Consider the following 17007-nt stretch of genomic DNA (forward strand, 5'->3'; position numbering starts at 1 on the left):
GGGTTTAGATGAAAGCAATGATTCTTGCGGCCGGCAAGGGTACGCGTGTGCGCCCGCTCACCTATGAATTGCCCAAGCCCATGATTCCCATCCTGGGCAAGCCGGTGATGGCCTATCTGGTCGAGCACTTGGCGCGCTATGGCATCACGGAGATCATGGTGAATGTGGCCCATCTGCATGAAAAGATCGAAGAGTATTTCGGTGAAGGCCACCAGTACGGCGTGCAGATCGGCTACTCCTTCGAAGGCCATACCAATGACGAGGGCGAGATCGTGCCCGAACCGCTGGGGTCGGCCGGCGGCATCAAGAAGATCCAGGAATTCGGCGGTTTCTTCGACGAAACCACCATCGTGCTGTGCGGCGACGCCTTGATCGACCTCGACATCAAATCGGCGCTGTACGAGCACCGCCGTAAAGGCGCCCTGGCCACTGTGATCACGCGCGAAGTGCCGTGGGATAAGGTCAGCAGCTATGGTGTGGTGGTCAGCGACGAAGACGGCCGTGTGCGCGAATTCCAGGAAAAGCCGGCCCAGGACGCGGCCAAATCGAATTGCGCCAGCACCGGCATCTACATTTTCGAACCGGAAGTGATCGACTTGATCCCGTCCGACCGGCCCTTCGACATCGGCTCCGAGCTGTTTCCGCTGCTGGCCGAGCGTGGCCTGCCGTTCTACAGCCAGACGCGCAAGTTCAACTGGACCGATATCGGCAGCGTCAAGGATTACTGGGAAGTGCTGCAAAGTGTGCTGATGGGCGAAGTGGCGAATATGGCTGTGCCCGGCATCCAGGTGCAGGATGGCTTGTGGGTGGGCCTGAACACCAGTATCGACTGGGGCGACGGCACCATCATCGAAGGCCCGGTCTACCTCGGTTCCGGCGCGCGCATCGATGCCGGCGCCCACATCGTCGGCCCGACCTGGATCGGCCACGGCAGCCATATCTGCTCGGGCGCCAAAGTGGTGCGCAGCGTCTTATTTGAATATACGCGGGTGTTACCGGATGTTACCCTTAACGAATTAATCGTGTTTAAGGATTATAGTGTGGACCGCGCCGGCGAAATGAAGCAGCTTTCGCAGAACGATACGGACGGCTGGGCCAATGCGCGCGACCGCCGCGCTATCCGCCGCCGTCCGGAAAACGATAACGAATACCTCCATTTAGAACAGAAAAAAGCATGAAGATTTATCCCGTAATTCTGTCCGGCGGCGCCGGTACCCGTCTGTGGCCGCTGTCGCGCGCCGTCTTGCCCAAGCAGTTGCTGCCCCTGGTGTCGGATAAGACCATGCTGCAGGATACGGCGCTGCGCCTGGCTGGCCGCCCCGACCTGATGCAGCCGCTGATCGTCTGCGGCAATGAGCACCGCTTCCTGGTGGCCGAGCAGATGCGCGAAGTGGGCATCAAGCCGCTCGGCATCCTGCTCGAGCCGGTGGGCCGCAATACCGCGCCGGCCGTGGCCGCCGCCGCCCATTATCTGCAAGCGATCGACCCGGACGCCGTGATGCTGGTGTTGCCGGCCGACCACGTGATCGCCGACGTCGACGCCTTCTACGCCGCCATCGTGCGCGCCAGCGCCCTGGTGGCCGACGGCGCCCTGGCCACCTTCGGCATCGTGCCGACCGGCCCGGAAACCGGCTATGGCTATATCAAGAGCGGTGAAGCGCTGGCCCAGGGCGAGCAATGCTTCAAGGTCGAGCGTTTCGTCGAGAAACCGAACCGTGAAACGGCCCAGGGCTTCGTCGACGCCGGCCATTATTACTGGAATAGCGGCATGTTCCTGTTCCGCGCCGACGCCTATCTGAAGGAACTGGCCGCCTTCCAGCCGGCCATCGCCAGCGCCGCCGAGCAGGCCGTGGCCAAGGATTACCGCGACCTCGACTTCTGCCGTCTGGACGAAGCGGCGTTCACCGCCTGTCCTTCCGACTCCATCGACTATGCGGTGATGGAGCGCACCCGCCACGCCGTCGTGGTGCCGGCTTCGATCGGCTGGAGCGATGTCGGTTCCTGGTCGGCGCTGTGGGAAGTGCAGCCGGGCGACGCCCAGGGCAATGTGACGCGCGGCGATGTGTATCTGGACAATGTGTCCGGCTCCCTGGTGCGCGCCGAGAGCCGCATCGTGGCCGTGGTCGGCGTGCAGGATCTGGTCGTGGTGGAAACCAATGACGCCGTGCTGGTGGCGCACAAGGACCAGGTGCAGCGCGTCAAGCAGATCGTCGAACACTTGAAGGACAAGGACCGTACCGAGCACCTGCACCACACCAAGGTCTACCGTCCATGGGGCTGCTACGAAGGCATCGATATCGGCGAGCGCTTCCAGGTCAAGCGCATCACCGTCAACCCGGGCGGCAAGCTGTCGCTGCAGATGCACCACCACCGCGCCGAGCACTGGGTGGTGGTCAGCGGCACGGCGCGCGTCACCTGTGGCGACAAGGTCAGCCTGCTGACCGAAAACGAGTCGACCTTCATTCCGATCGGCATGAACCACCGTCTGGAAAACCCGGGCAAGGTGCCGCTGCACCTGATCGAAGTGCAGTCGGGCAGCTACCTGGGCGAGGACGATATCGTGCGTTTCGAGGACGTGTACCAGCGTACCTAAACCGCCCGCGCTAAAAAGGCCGGAAAGCGCCCGCAGGGTGGCTGCCGGCCTTTTTCTTTTCATACATCAGTAATGCCTTAAAGCAATTGAAAATTGTAACGGCGGCAAGCCGAACGGCAGAGCCTGTGCTATCATCTTTAACAACTTAATTTGATTTCAAACAAGAGGTTTCACATGAAAAGCAAGTCGATCCTGGCCGCCGCCTTCACCGCTTGCGCACTGTTCGCCGGTGCCGCCCACGCTGCTAAAGACATCAGTTCGCCAAACCAGCAGGTTCTGCAGGGTGGCGTGGCGTCGCAGGAGTGGACGCAGGGCTACAAAAAGAATAATAAAGACAACTTCTTCAACGATGTTTTCCAGTTCAGCCTGGACCAGGCGCGCAGCGTGAGCTTCTCGCTGACCTCGACCAGCCCGAGCGCCGCCACCGGCCTGGATCTGACGGGCTTTTCCCTGTTCGGCGCCGACGACCACCTGATCCTGCACGGCACCATGCGCAGCACCGGCGCGCGCGACGAATGGGACTTGGCCACCCAGCTGGGCAAGGGCAATTACTACCTCAAGGTCAGCGGTTCCCTGATCTCGAGCACCGGCGGCACCTATGCCGCCAATGGCCGCATTTTCGCGCCGGTACCGGAACCGACGACCTATGCCATGCTGCTGGGCGGTCTGGCGCTGGTGGGCGGCATCGCGGCGCGCCGCCGCGCGTCAGCGGCGTGATGCGACTTCCAACCCTAGCGGCTTAATCCAGTTCACACACCATTTATGAAAAAAACTGTCCAATCCTTGCTGTTGACCTTCCTGTTAGCTGTCGCCGGCGTGGCCGGCGCTGCCCCGATCAACCTGAGCGGGCCGGGAAGCGACTTGAGCGCCGAACTGGATGACTATTCCAGCGCCGGCATCGGCCGCACCATCAAGCTGGTCAATGGCGCCCAGGCCGGCGAAGGCAATAACTACTTCAAAGACCTGTACACCTTCACCACCACCACCACGTATGACTTGTCGGCGATGATGAGTTCGGTGCTGAACGCCAGTTCCGGCTTGCACATCAGCGGCTTCAGCCTGCTGAACGGCAGCAACTACGTGTTCATCGGCAAGCAGGATGTGCTCAACTCGCTGCCATCGAGCCAGACCTGGCTGTTCGACAGCGGCAAGACCCCGCTGGGCGCCGGCAAATACACCTTGGCCGTGGAAGGTTACGTCAATTCTTCCGCCGGCGGCTCCTACAGCGGCAATATCGCCGTGGCGCCAACCGTGGCGGTTCCTGAGCCGGCGACCCTGGGCATGCTGCTGACCGGCCTGGGCCTGGTGGCGCTGGTGGCGCGTCGCCGCAAGCAAGCGTAATTTCCGCGCTGCACAAATCAAAAGGAGGCTGCGGCCTCCTTTTTTATTGTGGTTTTCCCTTCAATTTTTCTCGTCTTCGCGTAGGAAACTTCCTACATCGTAGCGTGCGCTTTGCAGCTTGTGAAATGGCAGCGGCTTTTCCCTCTGAACGGGCGTGCGCTGGTGCATTGCATTTGTAAAGTTTATCTAAGGCATTGTTTTTATTGGGAAATAAAACCATGTCAATCGTGCAATGTTCTTTTTTACCCCATGTTAGTATCGCGGCGCAGTACTTGATGAACCCGGTTGCCTTCGGGTGACCGACCTTATTTTTACGGGGGTAATACAATGCATGGTAAGAAAATTTTTGCTGCAGTAGCACTGGCGGCAGCCTCGCTGGCAGCTGGTTCGGCCTACGCGGCCGATGTCAGCCAAAGCAAGAACATCACGCTGACCGGCGGCACCATCGACTATGGCCGTTCGCTGCAAGCCAACGCGGGCGACACCTTTAGCGACCGCTGGAACTTCACCTTGGGCGGCACCGGCGACATCGGCACCGGCGTCGTGGCCGTCAGCCCGGGTCTGGTGGATGTCATCAGCATCACCGGCTTCAGCCTGTTCAACTCCGCCGGCCTGTCCCTGGGCGGCGTGCAACAGGCCAGCGGCCTGGCGGATGTGTGGACCCTGAACACCAGCCAGCTGGTGGGCGACAGCTACTATCTGCTGATCACCGGCACCGTGCTGACGTCGAAAGCCATCAGCTACGGTGGCAATCTGACCGTGACTGCCGTGCCTGAGCCTGCCACCTACGGCATGCTGCTGGCCGGTCTGGGTGTGGCTGGTTTCCTGGCCCGCCGCCGCAAAGACGATAAAGCCGCTTAAGCTCGCGCTATAATCGGAACGGAAGCTGCCGCCGCTGAGCGGCAGCTTCCGTTTTTTATTATTGTGACTTCCACGGAGTGAGCGTTTTGCGTTTCCTGTCCCTTTCCCGGGTGGCCGCCGTGGCCGCTGCCCTGACTGCCTTGCCGGCCGCCGCCGACTCCGGCCTGCCGCCCGCCGCCGGCTTGCAGCCCGCCCAGCTCGCCATTGTCATCAATGACGAAGAACCGAACAGCGTCGAAATCGGCGAGTATTACCGCAAGGCGCGCCATATCCCCGATGCCAATGTGGTGCATGTGCGCATTCCGCAGCGCCCGCGCAAGCTCGATGTGATCAGCTTCGGCAAGCTCAAGGATGAAATCAACGCCAAGCTCGGCCCCGAGATCCAGGCCGTGCTCTTTGTCTGGACCGCGCCCTATGCGGTCGAATGCAATTCCCTGACCAGCGCCTATGCCCTGGGCTTCGATGCCGAGCAGTGCGCCAAGCCTTGCGGACCGGGCAAGTCCAGTCCCTATTTCAACTCGAACGCGGCCAAGCCCGCGCAACAGCATATGATGCGCCTGGCCATGCTGATGCCGACCGAATCGGTGGCCGATGCCAAGGCGTTGATTGGACGCGGCATGGCGGGCGGCTTCAGCATGCCGTCGGCCAACGCCTACTTCCTGATCACCAGCGAACAGGCGCGCAATAGCCGCGCCCAGTTCTTCCCCAAGAGCACCGCGCTGCCGGCGCGCCGCCTGAGCATCAAGACCCAGCAGTCCGATGTGCTGGAAGGCGCGCGCGACATCATGTTCTACCAAACCGGCAAGGCGCGCGTCGAGAAGCTGGATACCCTGCAATTCCTGCCCGGCGCCCTGACCGACCACCTGACCTCGACGGGGGGCGATCTGCTGGGGACGACGCAGATGAGCAGCCTGCGCTGGCTCGAAGCGGGCGCCACGGCCAGTTATGGTTCCGTTAGCGAACCCTGCAATTACTGGCAGAAATTCCCCAATTCCGCCGTGCTGCTGCGCCATTACCTGAACGGCGCCACGGCCGTCGAAGCCTATTGGCGCAGCGTGGCCTGGCCGGCCCAGGGCCTGTTCATCGGCGAGCCGCTCGCCGCGCCTTACCGGCGCTGAGCAGGGCCAGCCCCACTAGCAGACTGAGCCATGTAGCCGGCTCCGGCACCGGCGCGCTGGCCACCAGTCCGCCCTCGCGCGACGTGAGGGGGCCGCCGCCCAGGCCGAAGCGCTCGGGGCTGGCCGCGGCGGCGCCGCGCAGCCAGCCGGGCGCGGGTTCGCGCCACCAGTACACATCCGCTAGCGCCCGCCGTTGGCCGGCGGCGCGCCATTCTTCCGCTTCCACGCCGAAGCGCCAGCCGGGCAGGGCGGCTTGGCGCGGCCCCGCATCGCCGGCGGGCGCCGCGCCCGCCAGCGCCAAGCCCAGCGCATGCTGCTCGCCCAGATCGAGAAAGCGGTGGCGCGGCGCATCCTCTTCATGGCCGTTCCCGTCCTGCCGTCCGCTGTCGCCGTCGTTGGTACGGTTCCCGCTGCCGACTTCGCCATCGTGCAGGCGGCAGGGGTTGTACCTGGCATCCAGATCGGCGCGCGCGCGCGGCTCGCGCAAATGGCTGGAGCAGGGGGAGGCGGGATTCGCGGCGGCGCTGGCAGCCGGGCTGGCGTGGGCCGGCGCGCCGCCGAGTGTCAGCAGGGCCGCCAGCGGCAGCAAGGCAAGACGGTGCAGGAAGCTCATGATCAGTATCCCGGAAGGCAGGCGCGCAGGCCCATTTCTGATATGAAACGATGCTTGGTGTTCTGGCAGTGTGCGCCATTCCATGGGAGCAGCGGTGGTTGCTACGCGACAGATGTAGGAAATGTCCGACATTTTCACTTGCCATAATTGAATTAATGTATTGTCATTAAGCAGTAATAACAGGCCGCTAATATGTGAATAGCAATATTGAAGTCCTTTTGTTAACTTCTTTACCCCCGACAAAAACATGAACCGATACGTATCTGCCCGCTTCGGCGCGCCTACCGCCCGCCTGACCGTGCTGGCCTCCCTGTTCGCCGGCCTGAGCGTTCCCGCGCTGGCCGCTTCCGACATCGTCATCAGCCAGGTGTATGGCGGTGGCGGCAATAATGGCGCCACCTACAAGGCCGACTTCATCGAGCTGTTCAACCGCGGCGCCAAGCCGGTGGCCCTGAACGGCTGGAGCGTGCAGTACGCCAGCGCCGCCGGCACCAGCTGGCAGAAAACGGCGCTGCCCGACGTCACCCTGCAGCCCGGCCAGTACTACCTGGTGCGCGAGGCGCTCGGCGCCGGCGGCAGCGTCGACGTGCCGGCCGACGTGAGCGGCAGCATCCCGATGTCGGGCACGGCCGGCAAGGTGGCCTTGAGCAATGCCAATGTGGCCCTGAGCGGCGCCAATCCGGGCGGCGCCAGCGTCATCGACCTGCTCGGCTGGGGCGCGGCCAATGCCTATGAAGGCGGCGCGGCCGCCGGCGGCACCGGCAATGCCACGGCCGTGCTGCGCAAGGAAGAGGGCTGCAGCGACAGCGACCAGAACGGCGCCGACTTCGCCGTGCTGGCCCCGGCGCCGCGCAATAGCGGCGCGCCGCGCCACGTCTGCGGCGGAGCGGTGGTGAAACCGGTCGTGGTGAGCTGCCCGGCGGCCTTGCCGGTGGCGCTCGGCAGCGCAGGCAGCGCCGCGCTGACGGCCAAGGATGAGGACGGCATCGTCAGCAGCGCCAGCCTGAGCGGCGGCGTGGCCGGCATCAGCCTTGAGCACTTCACGCCGGCCAGCGCCGCCGGCGCCAGCGCCAGCGCCCAGCTGACGGTGGCCGCCGGCGTGGCGGTCGGCAGCTATCCGCTCAGCGTGCGCTTCGCCAATACCGATGGCGACGCCAGCAGCTGCGACATCACCGTCACCGTGGCCGCCACCGGCGGCGTGACGCGCCGCATCCCGCAAATCCAGGGCAGCGGCGCCACCAGCCCGGACAACGGCACGGTGCAGACCACCGAAGGCGTGCTGACCCTCAAAGTGGGCGGCGGCTTCTTCCTGCAGGACGCGGCCGGCGACGGCGACCCCACCACCTCGGACGGCCTGTTTGTCTACACCGGCGCCACCGCCAGCAACGCCCAGCCGGGCGATCTGGTGCGCGTGACCGGCACCGTGTTCGAATACACGCCGAGCGGCGCCAAGCGTTCCTACACCGAGCTCAAGGATGTGACGGCCATTACCGTGCGCAGCAGCGGCCACAGCATCACCCCGGCCAATATCGAGCTGCCCAATGCCCAGCTGGACCGCGTCGAAGGCATGCTGGTGCGCTTCGTGCGCCCGCTGACCGTGTCCCAGGCCGAATACCTGGGCCAGCGCGGCGAGCTGAGCCTGTCCTCGGGCCGCCTCGAACTGCCGACCAACCGCTACGCGCCGCGCTCGGCCGAAGCCCAGGCCCTGGCTGCCGCCAACGCCGCCAACCTGATCGTGCTCGACGACGGCATCTTCACCACGCCGACCACCATCCCCTATATCGGCCAGGACAATACCGTGCGCGCCGGCGACACCGTGTCCGACCTGACCGGCGTGATCGACTTCGGCGCCATCGGCGGCGGCGGCGCGGCCTTCAAGCTGCAGCCCGTGGGCGCGCCGCGCTTCTCGCGCGACAACCCGCGCGGCGGCGCGCCGCTGCTGGCGGCCGGCAATGTGAAGGTGGCCAGCGCCAATGTGCTGAACTTCTTCACCACCTTCACCAACGGCATGAACGCGGCCGGCCAGAGCAACCAGGGTTGCAGCCTGGGCGGCTCGGTGTCGCGCAATAACTGCCGCGGCGCCGACAATCTGAACGAATTCATCCGCCAGCGCGACAAGATCGTGGCCGAGCTCAAAGGCATCGACGCCGATGTCGTGGGCTTGATGGAAATCCAGAACAATGGCGACACCGCCGTCAACTACCTGGTCGACAGCCTGAACGCGTCCTACGGCGCCACCGTCTACGCCGCGGTGCCGAAACCGGCCGCCACCGGCACCGACGCCATCCGCGTCGCCATGATCTACAAGCCCGGCCGCCTGAGCCTGGCCGGCCCGGCCCTGGCCGACGACCACAGCATCAACAACCGGCCGCCGATGGCCCAGACCTTCCGCGCCGCCAACGGCGAGAAGTTCTCGCTCATCGTCAACCACCTGAAATCGAAGGGCAGCTGCCCGGGCGGCAGCGGCGCCGACGCCGACCGCGGCGATGGCCAGAGCTGCTGGAACGCCACCCGCGTGCAGCAGGCCCAGCGCCTGGCCCAGGTCTTCGTGCCGCAGGTGGCGGCCGCCGCCGGCGACCCCGACGTGCTGCTGATCGGCGATATGAACGCCTACGGCATGGAAGACCCGATCGCCGCCATCACCGCGCGCGGCTTCGTCAACCAGCTGGAGCGCTTCGTGCGTCCGCAAGGCCTGCCTTACTCCTACGTCTTCGGCCACCAGGCCGGCTACCTCGACCACGCCCTGGCCAGCGCCACGCTGAACCCGCAAGTGGCCGGCGCCGCCGAATGGCATGTGAACGCCGACGAGCCGACCGTGATCGACTACAACACCGACGGCAAGCCGCAGGATCTGTACGACGCGCTGCCTTACCGCGCCTCCGACCACGATCCGGTGGTGGTCAGCCTGAACCTGCAGCCGGCCGTCAGCGACATCACGGCCAGCGTGCAGGTGCAAAGCTCGGCCCTGGTGTTCAACCGCGCCACGCAGAAATTCAGCGGCACCATCACCGTACGCAATCACGGCAGCGAGGTGCTGAGCGGTCCCTTCCAGCTGGCGCTGGAAAACCTGACGGCCGGCGTCAGCCTGAGCAACGCCACCGGCAGCCATCAGGGCGCGCCCTACATCACTCTGAACGCCAGCGAGCTGGCGCCGGGCGCGGCGCTCACGGTGGCGGTCAGCTTCAGCAACCCGTCCAAGGTCAACACCAGCTACAGCACCAAGCTGTATCGCGGTAACTTCTAATGCTTAAGGAAAAACACACCATGTTCACCACTTCCACCTTCTCCCTGCGCCAGCTGGCGCGCCAGGCCGTGGCCGCCGTCACCCTGGCCCTGCTCAGCGGCCTGGCCGCCGCCGGCACGCTGAGTGTGTCGATCGACACGCGCGGCTTCGGCAGCACTGGCTGGCTGGACTTCCAGTTCAACCCGGCCGGCACCGGCCTGAGCCCGGCCGCCACGGCGCGCCTGAGCAACTTCCACGGCTTCGACGCCGGCGCCGCCACCGAAGTCTTCGGCGACGTCAGCGGCGCGCTGGCCAGCGGCTATGTGTTGCGCAATAGCGGCAGCTGGAACGACCTGTTGCACGCCGTGAACTTCGGCGGCCTGCTGCGCTTTGACCTCAACATCAGCGGCGACGCCGATCTGTCGGGCAGCATCAACCAGTCCGCGTTTGCCGTGTCCGCCTACGCGGCCGACAAGGTCACGCTGCTGGGCAATCCGTCCGGCATCGATGGCAGCCTGGTCAGCTTCGCCTGGACCCCGGGCACGGCCGTCGGCGCCGCTGGCCGCCTCGACACCACGATTTCCTCGGCGGCCGCCAGCGTCAGCCAAGTGCCGGAACCGTCGATGCTGGTGCTGACCGCCACCGGCCTGTTGCTGATAACGGGCATGTTGCGCCGCCGCAAACCTTGGGATGGCGATAAGCTGTAAGTCTTGCGCTAACCCCCTGCACGCGGAAAAGTGATGCGTGCACGCCACAGAGACGCACCGGGCCCGGATGGCCGGTGCGTCTCTTCTTTTGAATGGAAAGTCTTGTTTCTGCTGGGATTTTTGACACGCAAGCGCCCCATTTGCCCTGACTGTAACCGGGAGCTACGTAGTATTTGGAATGGACACTTCAGATTAATACATAGTTAAATTTGTTTTTAACTTAAGGCAAGCCCGAGAGCTACGCCTGCGTATAAGAAGACTGGAGACTTTGTGCAACCCATCGTAATTCTGAATCCGCAGCAGCAGCAGCACCTGTTGCATGCCTTCGAAACCGCGCTGGCCATCGGCGAACGCAGCCAGTTCTTCCTGTGGACCCAGGGGCAGTTGCAGGCGCTCTTGCCGCACCGCGTGCTGGTGTGCCTGCAACTGGGGCCGAATGGCGCTGTGCTGCATAGCGAATGCTTCCACAGCGGCGTGCTGGATGAGGGATTGCGCCGCAGCCTGTGCGATCCGGCCAGCGGGCTGGCCGTGCGCCTGCAGCGCCGCTACCGCGAAGGCGCGGCCGTGCCGCTGGCCCTGTGCGCCGCCGCGCCGCAAGGCCGCCAGCAGGGCGTTCCCGGCAATCTGCCGGCCGAATTGCATGCGCTTGGCCTCGACAATGTGCTGGCCCACGGCAGCGACAGCCTGCCGGGCGGCGCCACCTTCTTCTGCCTGTTCGGCGTGGCGCCGGCGCCTGATGCCCGCCATGCCCACTGCCTGCGCCTGCTGCTGCCGTATCTGCACATGGGTTTGCAAAGCCTGGGCACGCCCGCCGAGGGCGCCGGCACGGCCCGCATCAGTGCGCGCCAGGCCCAGATCATGCGCTGGCTGCGCGAAGGCAAGGGCAATGAGGAAATCGGCCAGCTGCTCGGCATCAGCGGCCTGACCGTGAAGAACCATTTGCAGCGCCTGTACCGCCAGCTGGGCGTGAGCAACCGCGCCCACGCCGTGGCCCGCTGCGCCAGCCTGCGCCTGCCGGACGCCGGTCCCTATACCGAAGCGCGCCTGTAAGGCCGCGCCGCGCGTCGGCCGCGCGGCAAACCAGACAGCCCAAGCTGGCCTGTCTGGTTTGCCGCCGCCGTGGCCCCACGCCTTGGCCGGAGCCATGCTGCTTGACCATCCTGGCGGGCAGCGCGATCATGGGCTTTTTCCTGCCCGGATCCCTTCCATGAAAATCCTGTTTCCCGCGCTGCTGGCCGCCGTGCTGTGCGGCGCCTGCGCTGCGCCGCCCGCCGCCACGACGCCGCCAGCCGGCGCGGCCGAGACGCCGGATGCGGCGTCCACCTTGGCCCGCATCCGCACCCTGGCCGCCCACAACAGCTGCAGCAGCGCCAGCCAATGCCATAGCCTGCCCCTGGGCGCCAAGGCTTGCGGCGGGCCGGAAGCCTATCTGCCCTGGTCCAGCGCCAGCGCCGACGGCGCGCGCCTGCAAGCGCTGGCCCGGCGCTACCAGGCCCAGCGCGTCAAGGAAAATGCCGGCCTGGCCTCCGATTGCAGCCTGGTCGACGATCCCGGCGCCGTCTGCCGCGCCGGCCGCTGCCAGGCCGGCGGCGCGTCCGCCGCCGCCCAATAAAAAAGGCCGCGAGCGGGACTCGCGGCCTTGGCGGAGCAGGGCGCCCGCGGTGGGCGCCAGTGCCGCTTATTGACGGCTTGGCGGCGTTTCGCGCTGCGCGTTCGAGGTCGGCAGCGGATTGGTGGTATCCACTTCCACATAGGTGATCGCCTGCGGCGCGTTATTGGCCAGGTAGACGATGGCGCCCAGATGGCGCGCCGTGCCCAGGCCCGACCAGCTGATGCCGGCCGCCGCCGTGCCCGCGTTGTACACCAGGGCCGGGGTATTCACCTTGAAGCCGCCTTCGCTCAAGCCATTGCCGAGCAGCCAGGACGACAGCGTGTAGGTCGAGCGGCCATTGGTCGGCGCATAGCCCACCACGCAGACGCGGTAGGTGCCGGCGGCCGGCAGCGGCAGGGTCACGCTCTCGTTCGAGGTGGCGTTGCCGCTATTGGCCAGCGGCTGGCCGTTCGGGCCGAGCACCAGCATGTCCAGATCGTCCGGCTGGCCGGCCTGGTAGCCGCTGGTATCCACGTCATACAGCGAGAAGCGCGCGGCCAGGGTGTTGGCCGGCACGTCGAAGTCGTGGGTGCGCACGCCCGGATCGCCGCCGGCCTTGCACGCCGCTTCCACGGCGGCCGACTCGGTATTGCCGGTTTTGAGCACGGTGTAGGTGTCGCGCGTGGCGGCCTGCAGGCCGCCTTTCTGCGTCACCAGCGCGCCGGTATAGCCGCTGCCCACGGTGAAGGCCACGTTGCCGCTGCTGGTGTTGCCGTTCAGGACGGATGGCGCCGCCACCGCGGCCAGGCGCGCGGTCAGCGGGCTGCGCACCACGTGCTTGCCGTCGGTCCAGGTCAGCGCGCCGTAATTCCAGGCGCCGGCCACGGCGCCGTTATTCGACAGGGTGACGCTGAAGCTGGCCTTGGCGCCGGGCGCCAGCGTCAGCTGGGCCGGGGTGACTGTGACCTTGAAGCCCGGCACGCTGGCGTTGGCGCTGTAGGTCGCTTCGCTGTTGCCGACATTGGTGACGGTGCGGTTCAGGGTGATCTTGCCCAGCACGGTGGCGGCGGTCAGCGAGGCCAGGTTCAGATTATGCGGCTGGATCGAGCCGACGGCGCTGCAGGTGGTGGGCGCCAGGGTGCCGGGAATGCCGCACATGAAGCGCAGGTAGTCGAGCGTGCCGGCGTCGTACACCAGGCCGGGATCGGCCGCGCTATTGGCCGCCACATGGCCCGCGCCTTGCGCCCAGGGCAGGGTGCCGGCCTGCATGCCGGGCAAGCCGTCGGGCTTGGTGTCGTAGGCGGTGGTCATCAGCGCCGATTTGATGGCGGCCGGCGACCAGTCCGGGTGCAACTGCTTGAGCAGGGCGGCCAGGCCGGCCACGTGCGGGCTGGACATGGAGGTGCCTTGCAGCGCCACCCATTCCGGCTGCGGCACCAGCGTGCCGTTGGCGATGGCGTCGCGCTCGGCTTCGCTCTGGGCGGGCGTGCCGCCGGCCAGGATGGCCAGGCCGGGCGCGGTCAGGTCGGGCTTGAGCACATTGGCATTGTGCTTGTTCGGGCCGCGCGAGGAGAAGGAACCCATCACCGGCGCCGCGGTTGGACCCGATTGCAGGGTGGCTTTGCCGATGCTGGCGGCGCCGTCCGGATTGGCCGCCACCCAGGCCTTGACGGCCAGGCCGTCGTCGCGCCGCAGGTGCACGGTGGGCACGCTGTGCAGATCGGCTTCGATGGTGGTGGCGTTGCTGACATCGACCAGGATCATGCCGACGCCGCCGACCTGGCCCACGGCGCGGCTCTTGTCGACGCGCGCCGAGGAACCGCGGTCGCACACCACCACCTTGCCCGTGGCCTTGGCCGGATCGAGCGCGGCGTCGGCGCTGCCGCCGTACAGGGCGCGGTCTTCCGCCGTGTAGCAGCGCGTCAGCGCGGTCTGGTCCAGGCTGGACAGGCTGGCGTAGGGCTTGACGCCGGCATTCGCGGCCAGCACGGTGGGCGTGGCCGGCAGGGTTTTGGCCGCCAGGCTGGCGCCGTCATAGCTGGCGCCGTTGGCCAGACTCAGCTTGGCCATGCCGAACCGGTTGTGGGTGGAGGCGGCCACCGTCGTCAACCAGGGGCTGATGTGGGCCACGGTATTGGCCGGGCCGTTGTTGCCGGCCGAAGCGGCGACGAAGACGCCGGCATTCGAGGCGCCGAAGAAGGCCAGTTCCACCGGATCGTTGACATTGTTCTGGCTGCCGCTGATCGAGTAATTGATCACATGCACGCCATCCTGCACGGCTTGCTCGATGGCGGCCACGCTGTCCGAATCGAAGCAGGAATTGCGCGTGCCGCTGCCGTCCGGGTTGGTGGCGTCGGGATAGGTCCAGCACACCTTGTAGGCGGCCAGGCGCGCGCGCGGCGCCACGCCCGACATATCGCCGACCGGAATGCCGCCCAGCTTGCCCGGCACCTTGGCGTTGCCGCCGGCCGTGGTCGAGGTGTGGGTGCCGTGGCTGCCATGGCCGCTGGGACCGGCCACGGAATCGCGCGGCGACACGAAATCGGTCCAATGCAGCGGGCGGCCGGTGGACAGGAAGCCGGTGTTGAAGTAGCGCGCGCCGATCAGCTTGTTGTTGCAATGGCTGCTGCTGAAGCCTTCGCCGGTCTGGCATTCGCCCAGCCAGCCAGCCGGCGCCGGGCCGTAGACCTGCTCGGCGCCGGGGTCGAAGGTCGGCACGCCGTTGGCGTCGGCGCGGTCGGCATAGGAGGGGTTTTCCGGCCAGACACCGCTGTCGACGACGCCGATGATCATGTCTTCACCGGCCTTCAGGCGGCCGCCGACCTGGTCCCATAGGCCGCTGCCGGGCTTGTCCAGGCCGAGGAAGATGGGCGTGAAATTGGTGCTGGGCTGGCGCTCTTCGTCGACGGTGATGGCGGCCACGTTGGCGCTTTTCTGCAACTGGCGCACTTCGCCCTCGGTCAGGCGGGCCGAGAAGCCGTTGAAGGCCAGCTTGTAGTGGTGGCCGATCTGGGCCGTCGGCACGCTGGCGGCGACGCCGTTCTTTTTCTGTTCCAGGTAGGCGATATAGGCTTGCACATCGGCGGCGTTGACGTCGAGGCGGCGGCCGGGCGCGGGGCGGGTGGCGGCCAGGCCGCTCACTTCGCCGCCATAGGAGGCGACCGGCTTGTCGGCCAGTTGCACGATATAGGAGCGGCGGATTTCATCGGCGCCGGCGTGCAGGGCGGCGCTCGACAGCAGGGCCAGCACAGCCAGCGAGATAGGACGCAGTTTCATGGGGACTTTCCTTGTCAATAAACGGTCGGGGAGGGACGCGGGTCAACTCAAGCGCGCTGGCGCTTGCGGCGCGCCACCAGGCCCATGCCGGCCAGGCCGAGCAGCAGCAGCGCCGGCGTGGCGGGCAGCGGCACGGCCGTCACTTGCAGATTGTCGAGCGCGTACTGGGCCTGGTTGCCGGCCGGATTGCTTTCCGAGTTGACGCAGTCGCCGCCGTCGGTAAACATGCAGGCGTCGATGCTCAGGCTGCGCAGCGACTTGCCGGCGAAGGCCGAGCTGGCCAGCCAGTTGCTGAATTTGAATTTGCCGGTCGCGTCCTGGCCGGCGAAGTCCAGGGCGTCGCTGATCTGGCTGCCGTCGGCGGCCACGCCGGTCAGGCGCAGCTGGCCGTAGCCGCCATCGGGCAGGTCGCCGACCGGGGCGATGAAGCCGAAGTCCAGGCCGTCGAGGCGGAACGCTGCGCCATAGTCACGCGTGACCACCAGGGCGCCGTCGTTGAGGCCGGCGAAGTATTTGCTCAGATTGCCCGAAGGGCAGGCCAGGATGGTGCAGCTGAAGGGATTGGCGCCGTCGATCAGGGCGCCGGCCAGGCCGTTCAGGCCGGCGGCGCGCGCCACCGGGCCGTCCAGCACGTCGAAGCGGTAGCTGCCCTGGCGGAAGGCGTCGCCGCCGTTGTAGATCGAGTCGCCCGCGTTCAGCGTGGCGCTGACGATGTTCTGGGTGGCGCTGAAATTGATGATGTCGGCCTGGGCGGCGGGGGCGGCCAGCGCGCCCACACCAGCGAGCAGGGCGGCGCCCAGGACTCGGGAGAATGGACGTGGCGCTGCTGAGCGTTGGCTTTTCATAACATACCCTTCATGGTGAAATTCGTGACTGGCGGGGGCGCCGCCGCGGCCGGCCGCTACAGGCTATGCCGGATTGCCAAAAACTATATCAATTCCTGCACGAAATTGTCCAAAAAACTAACGTTTCTAATTTCTCTATATTGCTGCTTCATCGAATTTAATTTTGCTTCGCCTATGAAAGTGGCTGTAACAAAATGTAAGGCGGTATGTGTTTAATTTGCAACATTGAATGTTAAATCGCCCCCGTCGGCAGGGCGCGGCAGGGGGGCTTTCCCAGAGTGAAAACGCGAAGAAAAAGTTGTCGAATCCTTAAATGGCATGGTAGCCTTTGCCCTTCTTGAAAACTTGGTTTTTCCGCTGGCGCCGCCGGCGGCAGCGAAGGGGATGTGGATGCTGTCATTGAACACGGTGGGCCGTGAAAAATTCGGCCGCGCGCGCGGCTTTACGCTGCTGGAGCTGCTGGTGGTGATCGTCATCATCGGCCTGCTGGCGGCCTATGTCGGCCCCAAATACTTTTCCCAGCTGGGCAAGTCGGAAGTGACCATCGCCAAGGCCCAGATCGAAGCCTTCGAGAAGTCGCTCGACACCTTCCGCCTCGACGTGGGCCGCTATCCGAGCACGCAGGAAGGCTTGGGCGCCCTGCTGAACGCGCCGGCCACGGCCGGAACCAAATGGAACGGTCCGTATCTGAAGAAGGGTGTGCCGCCCGATCCCTGGGGCCGTCCTTACCAGTACAAGGCCCCCGGCACCAAGGCTGAATTCGAGATCCTGTCCCTGGGCAAGGATGGCCAGCCCGGCGGCGAAGGCGACAACGCCGACATCTCTTCCCAATAAATTCA

Annotated in this window: 14 protein-coding genes; 11 read left to right on the forward strand and 3 right to left on the reverse strand. The window is 65.8% G+C overall.

Annotation, left to right across the window (positions count from 1 at the left end; translation table 11 throughout):
• Window positions 1-8 precede the first annotated feature (8 nt).
• From FHS03_RS13240 to FHS03_RS13265, 6 genes are all read left to right on the forward strand, one after another.
• Window positions 9-1178 carry a nucleotidyltransferase family protein gene (locus tag FHS03_RS13240; RefSeq protein ID WP_183441427.1) on the forward strand — a complete coding sequence of 390 codons (1170 nt, stop codon included), beginning with the start codon at window positions 9-11 and terminating at the stop codon, window positions 1176-1178.
• On the forward strand, window positions 1175-2593 hold the full coding sequence (locus tag FHS03_RS13245; protein ID WP_183441428.1) for a mannose-1-phosphate guanylyltransferase/mannose-6-phosphate isomerase: 1419 nt from the start codon (window positions 1175-1177) through the stop codon (window positions 2591-2593). Before FHS03_RS13240 ends, FHS03_RS13245 begins: the two co-directional genes overlap by 4 nt.
• A 174-nt stretch (window positions 2594-2767) precedes the next feature.
• Complete coding sequence (locus FHS03_RS13250) at window positions 2768-3310, forward strand: FxDxF family PEP-CTERM protein (protein WP_183441429.1); 543 nt, start codon at window positions 2768-2770, stop codon at window positions 3308-3310.
• Window positions 3311-3355: 45 nt separating this feature from the next.
• Window positions 3356-3934 carry an FxDxF family PEP-CTERM protein gene (locus FHS03_RS13255; RefSeq protein WP_183441430.1) on the forward strand — a complete coding sequence of 193 codons (579 nt, stop codon included), beginning with the start codon at window positions 3356-3358 and terminating at the stop codon, window positions 3932-3934.
• A 327-nt stretch (window positions 3935-4261) separates the two neighbouring features.
• Window positions 4262-4795, forward strand: coding sequence for an FxDxF family PEP-CTERM protein (locus FHS03_RS13260; RefSeq protein WP_183441431.1), 534 nt, complete (start codon window positions 4262-4264; stop codon window positions 4793-4795).
• An 86-nt stretch (window positions 4796-4881) separates the two neighbouring features.
• Window positions 4882-5913, forward strand: coding sequence for a TIGR03790 family protein (locus tag FHS03_RS13265; protein ID WP_307729542.1), 1032 nt, complete (start codon window positions 4882-4884; stop codon window positions 5911-5913).
• Here the strand turns inward: FHS03_RS13265 and FHS03_RS13270 are convergent.
• Entirely contained in the window at window positions 5876-6526 is a 651-nt protein-coding gene (locus FHS03_RS13270) for a PEP-CTERM sorting domain-containing protein (RefSeq protein ID WP_183441432.1), read from the reverse strand. The genes FHS03_RS13265 and FHS03_RS13270 overlap by 38 nt on opposite strands.
• 247 nt (window positions 6527-6773) lie before the next feature.
• Between FHS03_RS13270 and FHS03_RS13275 the strand changes: the two genes are divergently transcribed.
• The 4 genes from FHS03_RS13275 (at window position 6774) to FHS03_RS13290 (ending at window position 12068) form a co-directional block, all read left to right on the forward strand.
• Window positions 6774-9770 carry an ExeM/NucH family extracellular endonuclease gene (locus FHS03_RS13275; protein WP_183441433.1) on the forward strand — a complete coding sequence of 999 codons (2997 nt, stop codon included), beginning with the start codon at window positions 6774-6776 and terminating at the stop codon, window positions 9768-9770.
• A 20-nt stretch (window positions 9771-9790) separates the two neighbouring features.
• Complete coding sequence (locus tag FHS03_RS13280) at window positions 9791-10456, forward strand: NF038129 family PEP-CTERM protein (RefSeq protein ID WP_183441434.1); 666 nt, start codon at window positions 9791-9793, stop codon at window positions 10454-10456.
• A gap of 270 nt (window positions 10457-10726) precedes the next feature.
• A complete protein-coding gene (locus FHS03_RS13285; RefSeq protein ID WP_183441435.1) occupies window positions 10727-11506 on the forward strand; it encodes a LuxR C-terminal-related transcriptional regulator in 780 nt (259 codons plus the stop codon).
• A 157-nt stretch (window positions 11507-11663) separates the two neighbouring features.
• The gene (locus FHS03_RS13290) at window positions 11664-12068 is read left to right on the forward strand and encodes a hypothetical protein (RefSeq protein ID WP_183441436.1); all 405 of its coding nucleotides are present in this window, start codon (window positions 11664-11666) and stop codon (window positions 12066-12068) included.
• Between the two features lie 66 nt (window positions 12069-12134).
• On the opposite strand, the gene FHS03_RS13295 is transcribed toward FHS03_RS13290, so the two are convergent.
• Complete coding sequence (locus FHS03_RS13295) at window positions 12135-15323, reverse strand: S8 family peptidase (RefSeq protein ID WP_183441437.1); 3189 nt, start codon at window positions 15321-15323, stop codon at window positions 12135-12137.
• Window positions 15324-15370: 47 nt separating this feature from the next.
• The gene (locus FHS03_RS13300; RefSeq protein WP_183441438.1) at window positions 15371-16168 is read right to left on the reverse strand and encodes an NF038120 family PEP-CTERM protein; all 798 of its coding nucleotides are present in this window, start codon (window positions 16166-16168) and stop codon (window positions 15371-15373) included.
• A gap of 390 nt (window positions 16169-16558) precedes the next feature.
• Here FHS03_RS13300 and gspG point away from each other — a divergent pair, with 390 nt between their 5' ends.
• Window positions 16559-17002, forward strand: coding sequence for a type II secretion system major pseudopilin GspG (gene gspG, locus FHS03_RS13305; protein WP_183441439.1), 444 nt, complete (start codon window positions 16559-16561; stop codon window positions 17000-17002).
• Window positions 17003-17007: the final 5 nt, after the last annotated feature.

The organism is Pseudoduganella violacea (genome assembly GCF_014191875.1).
GTDB lineage: Bacteria > Pseudomonadota > Gammaproteobacteria > Burkholderiales > Burkholderiaceae_D > Rugamonas > Rugamonas violacea_A.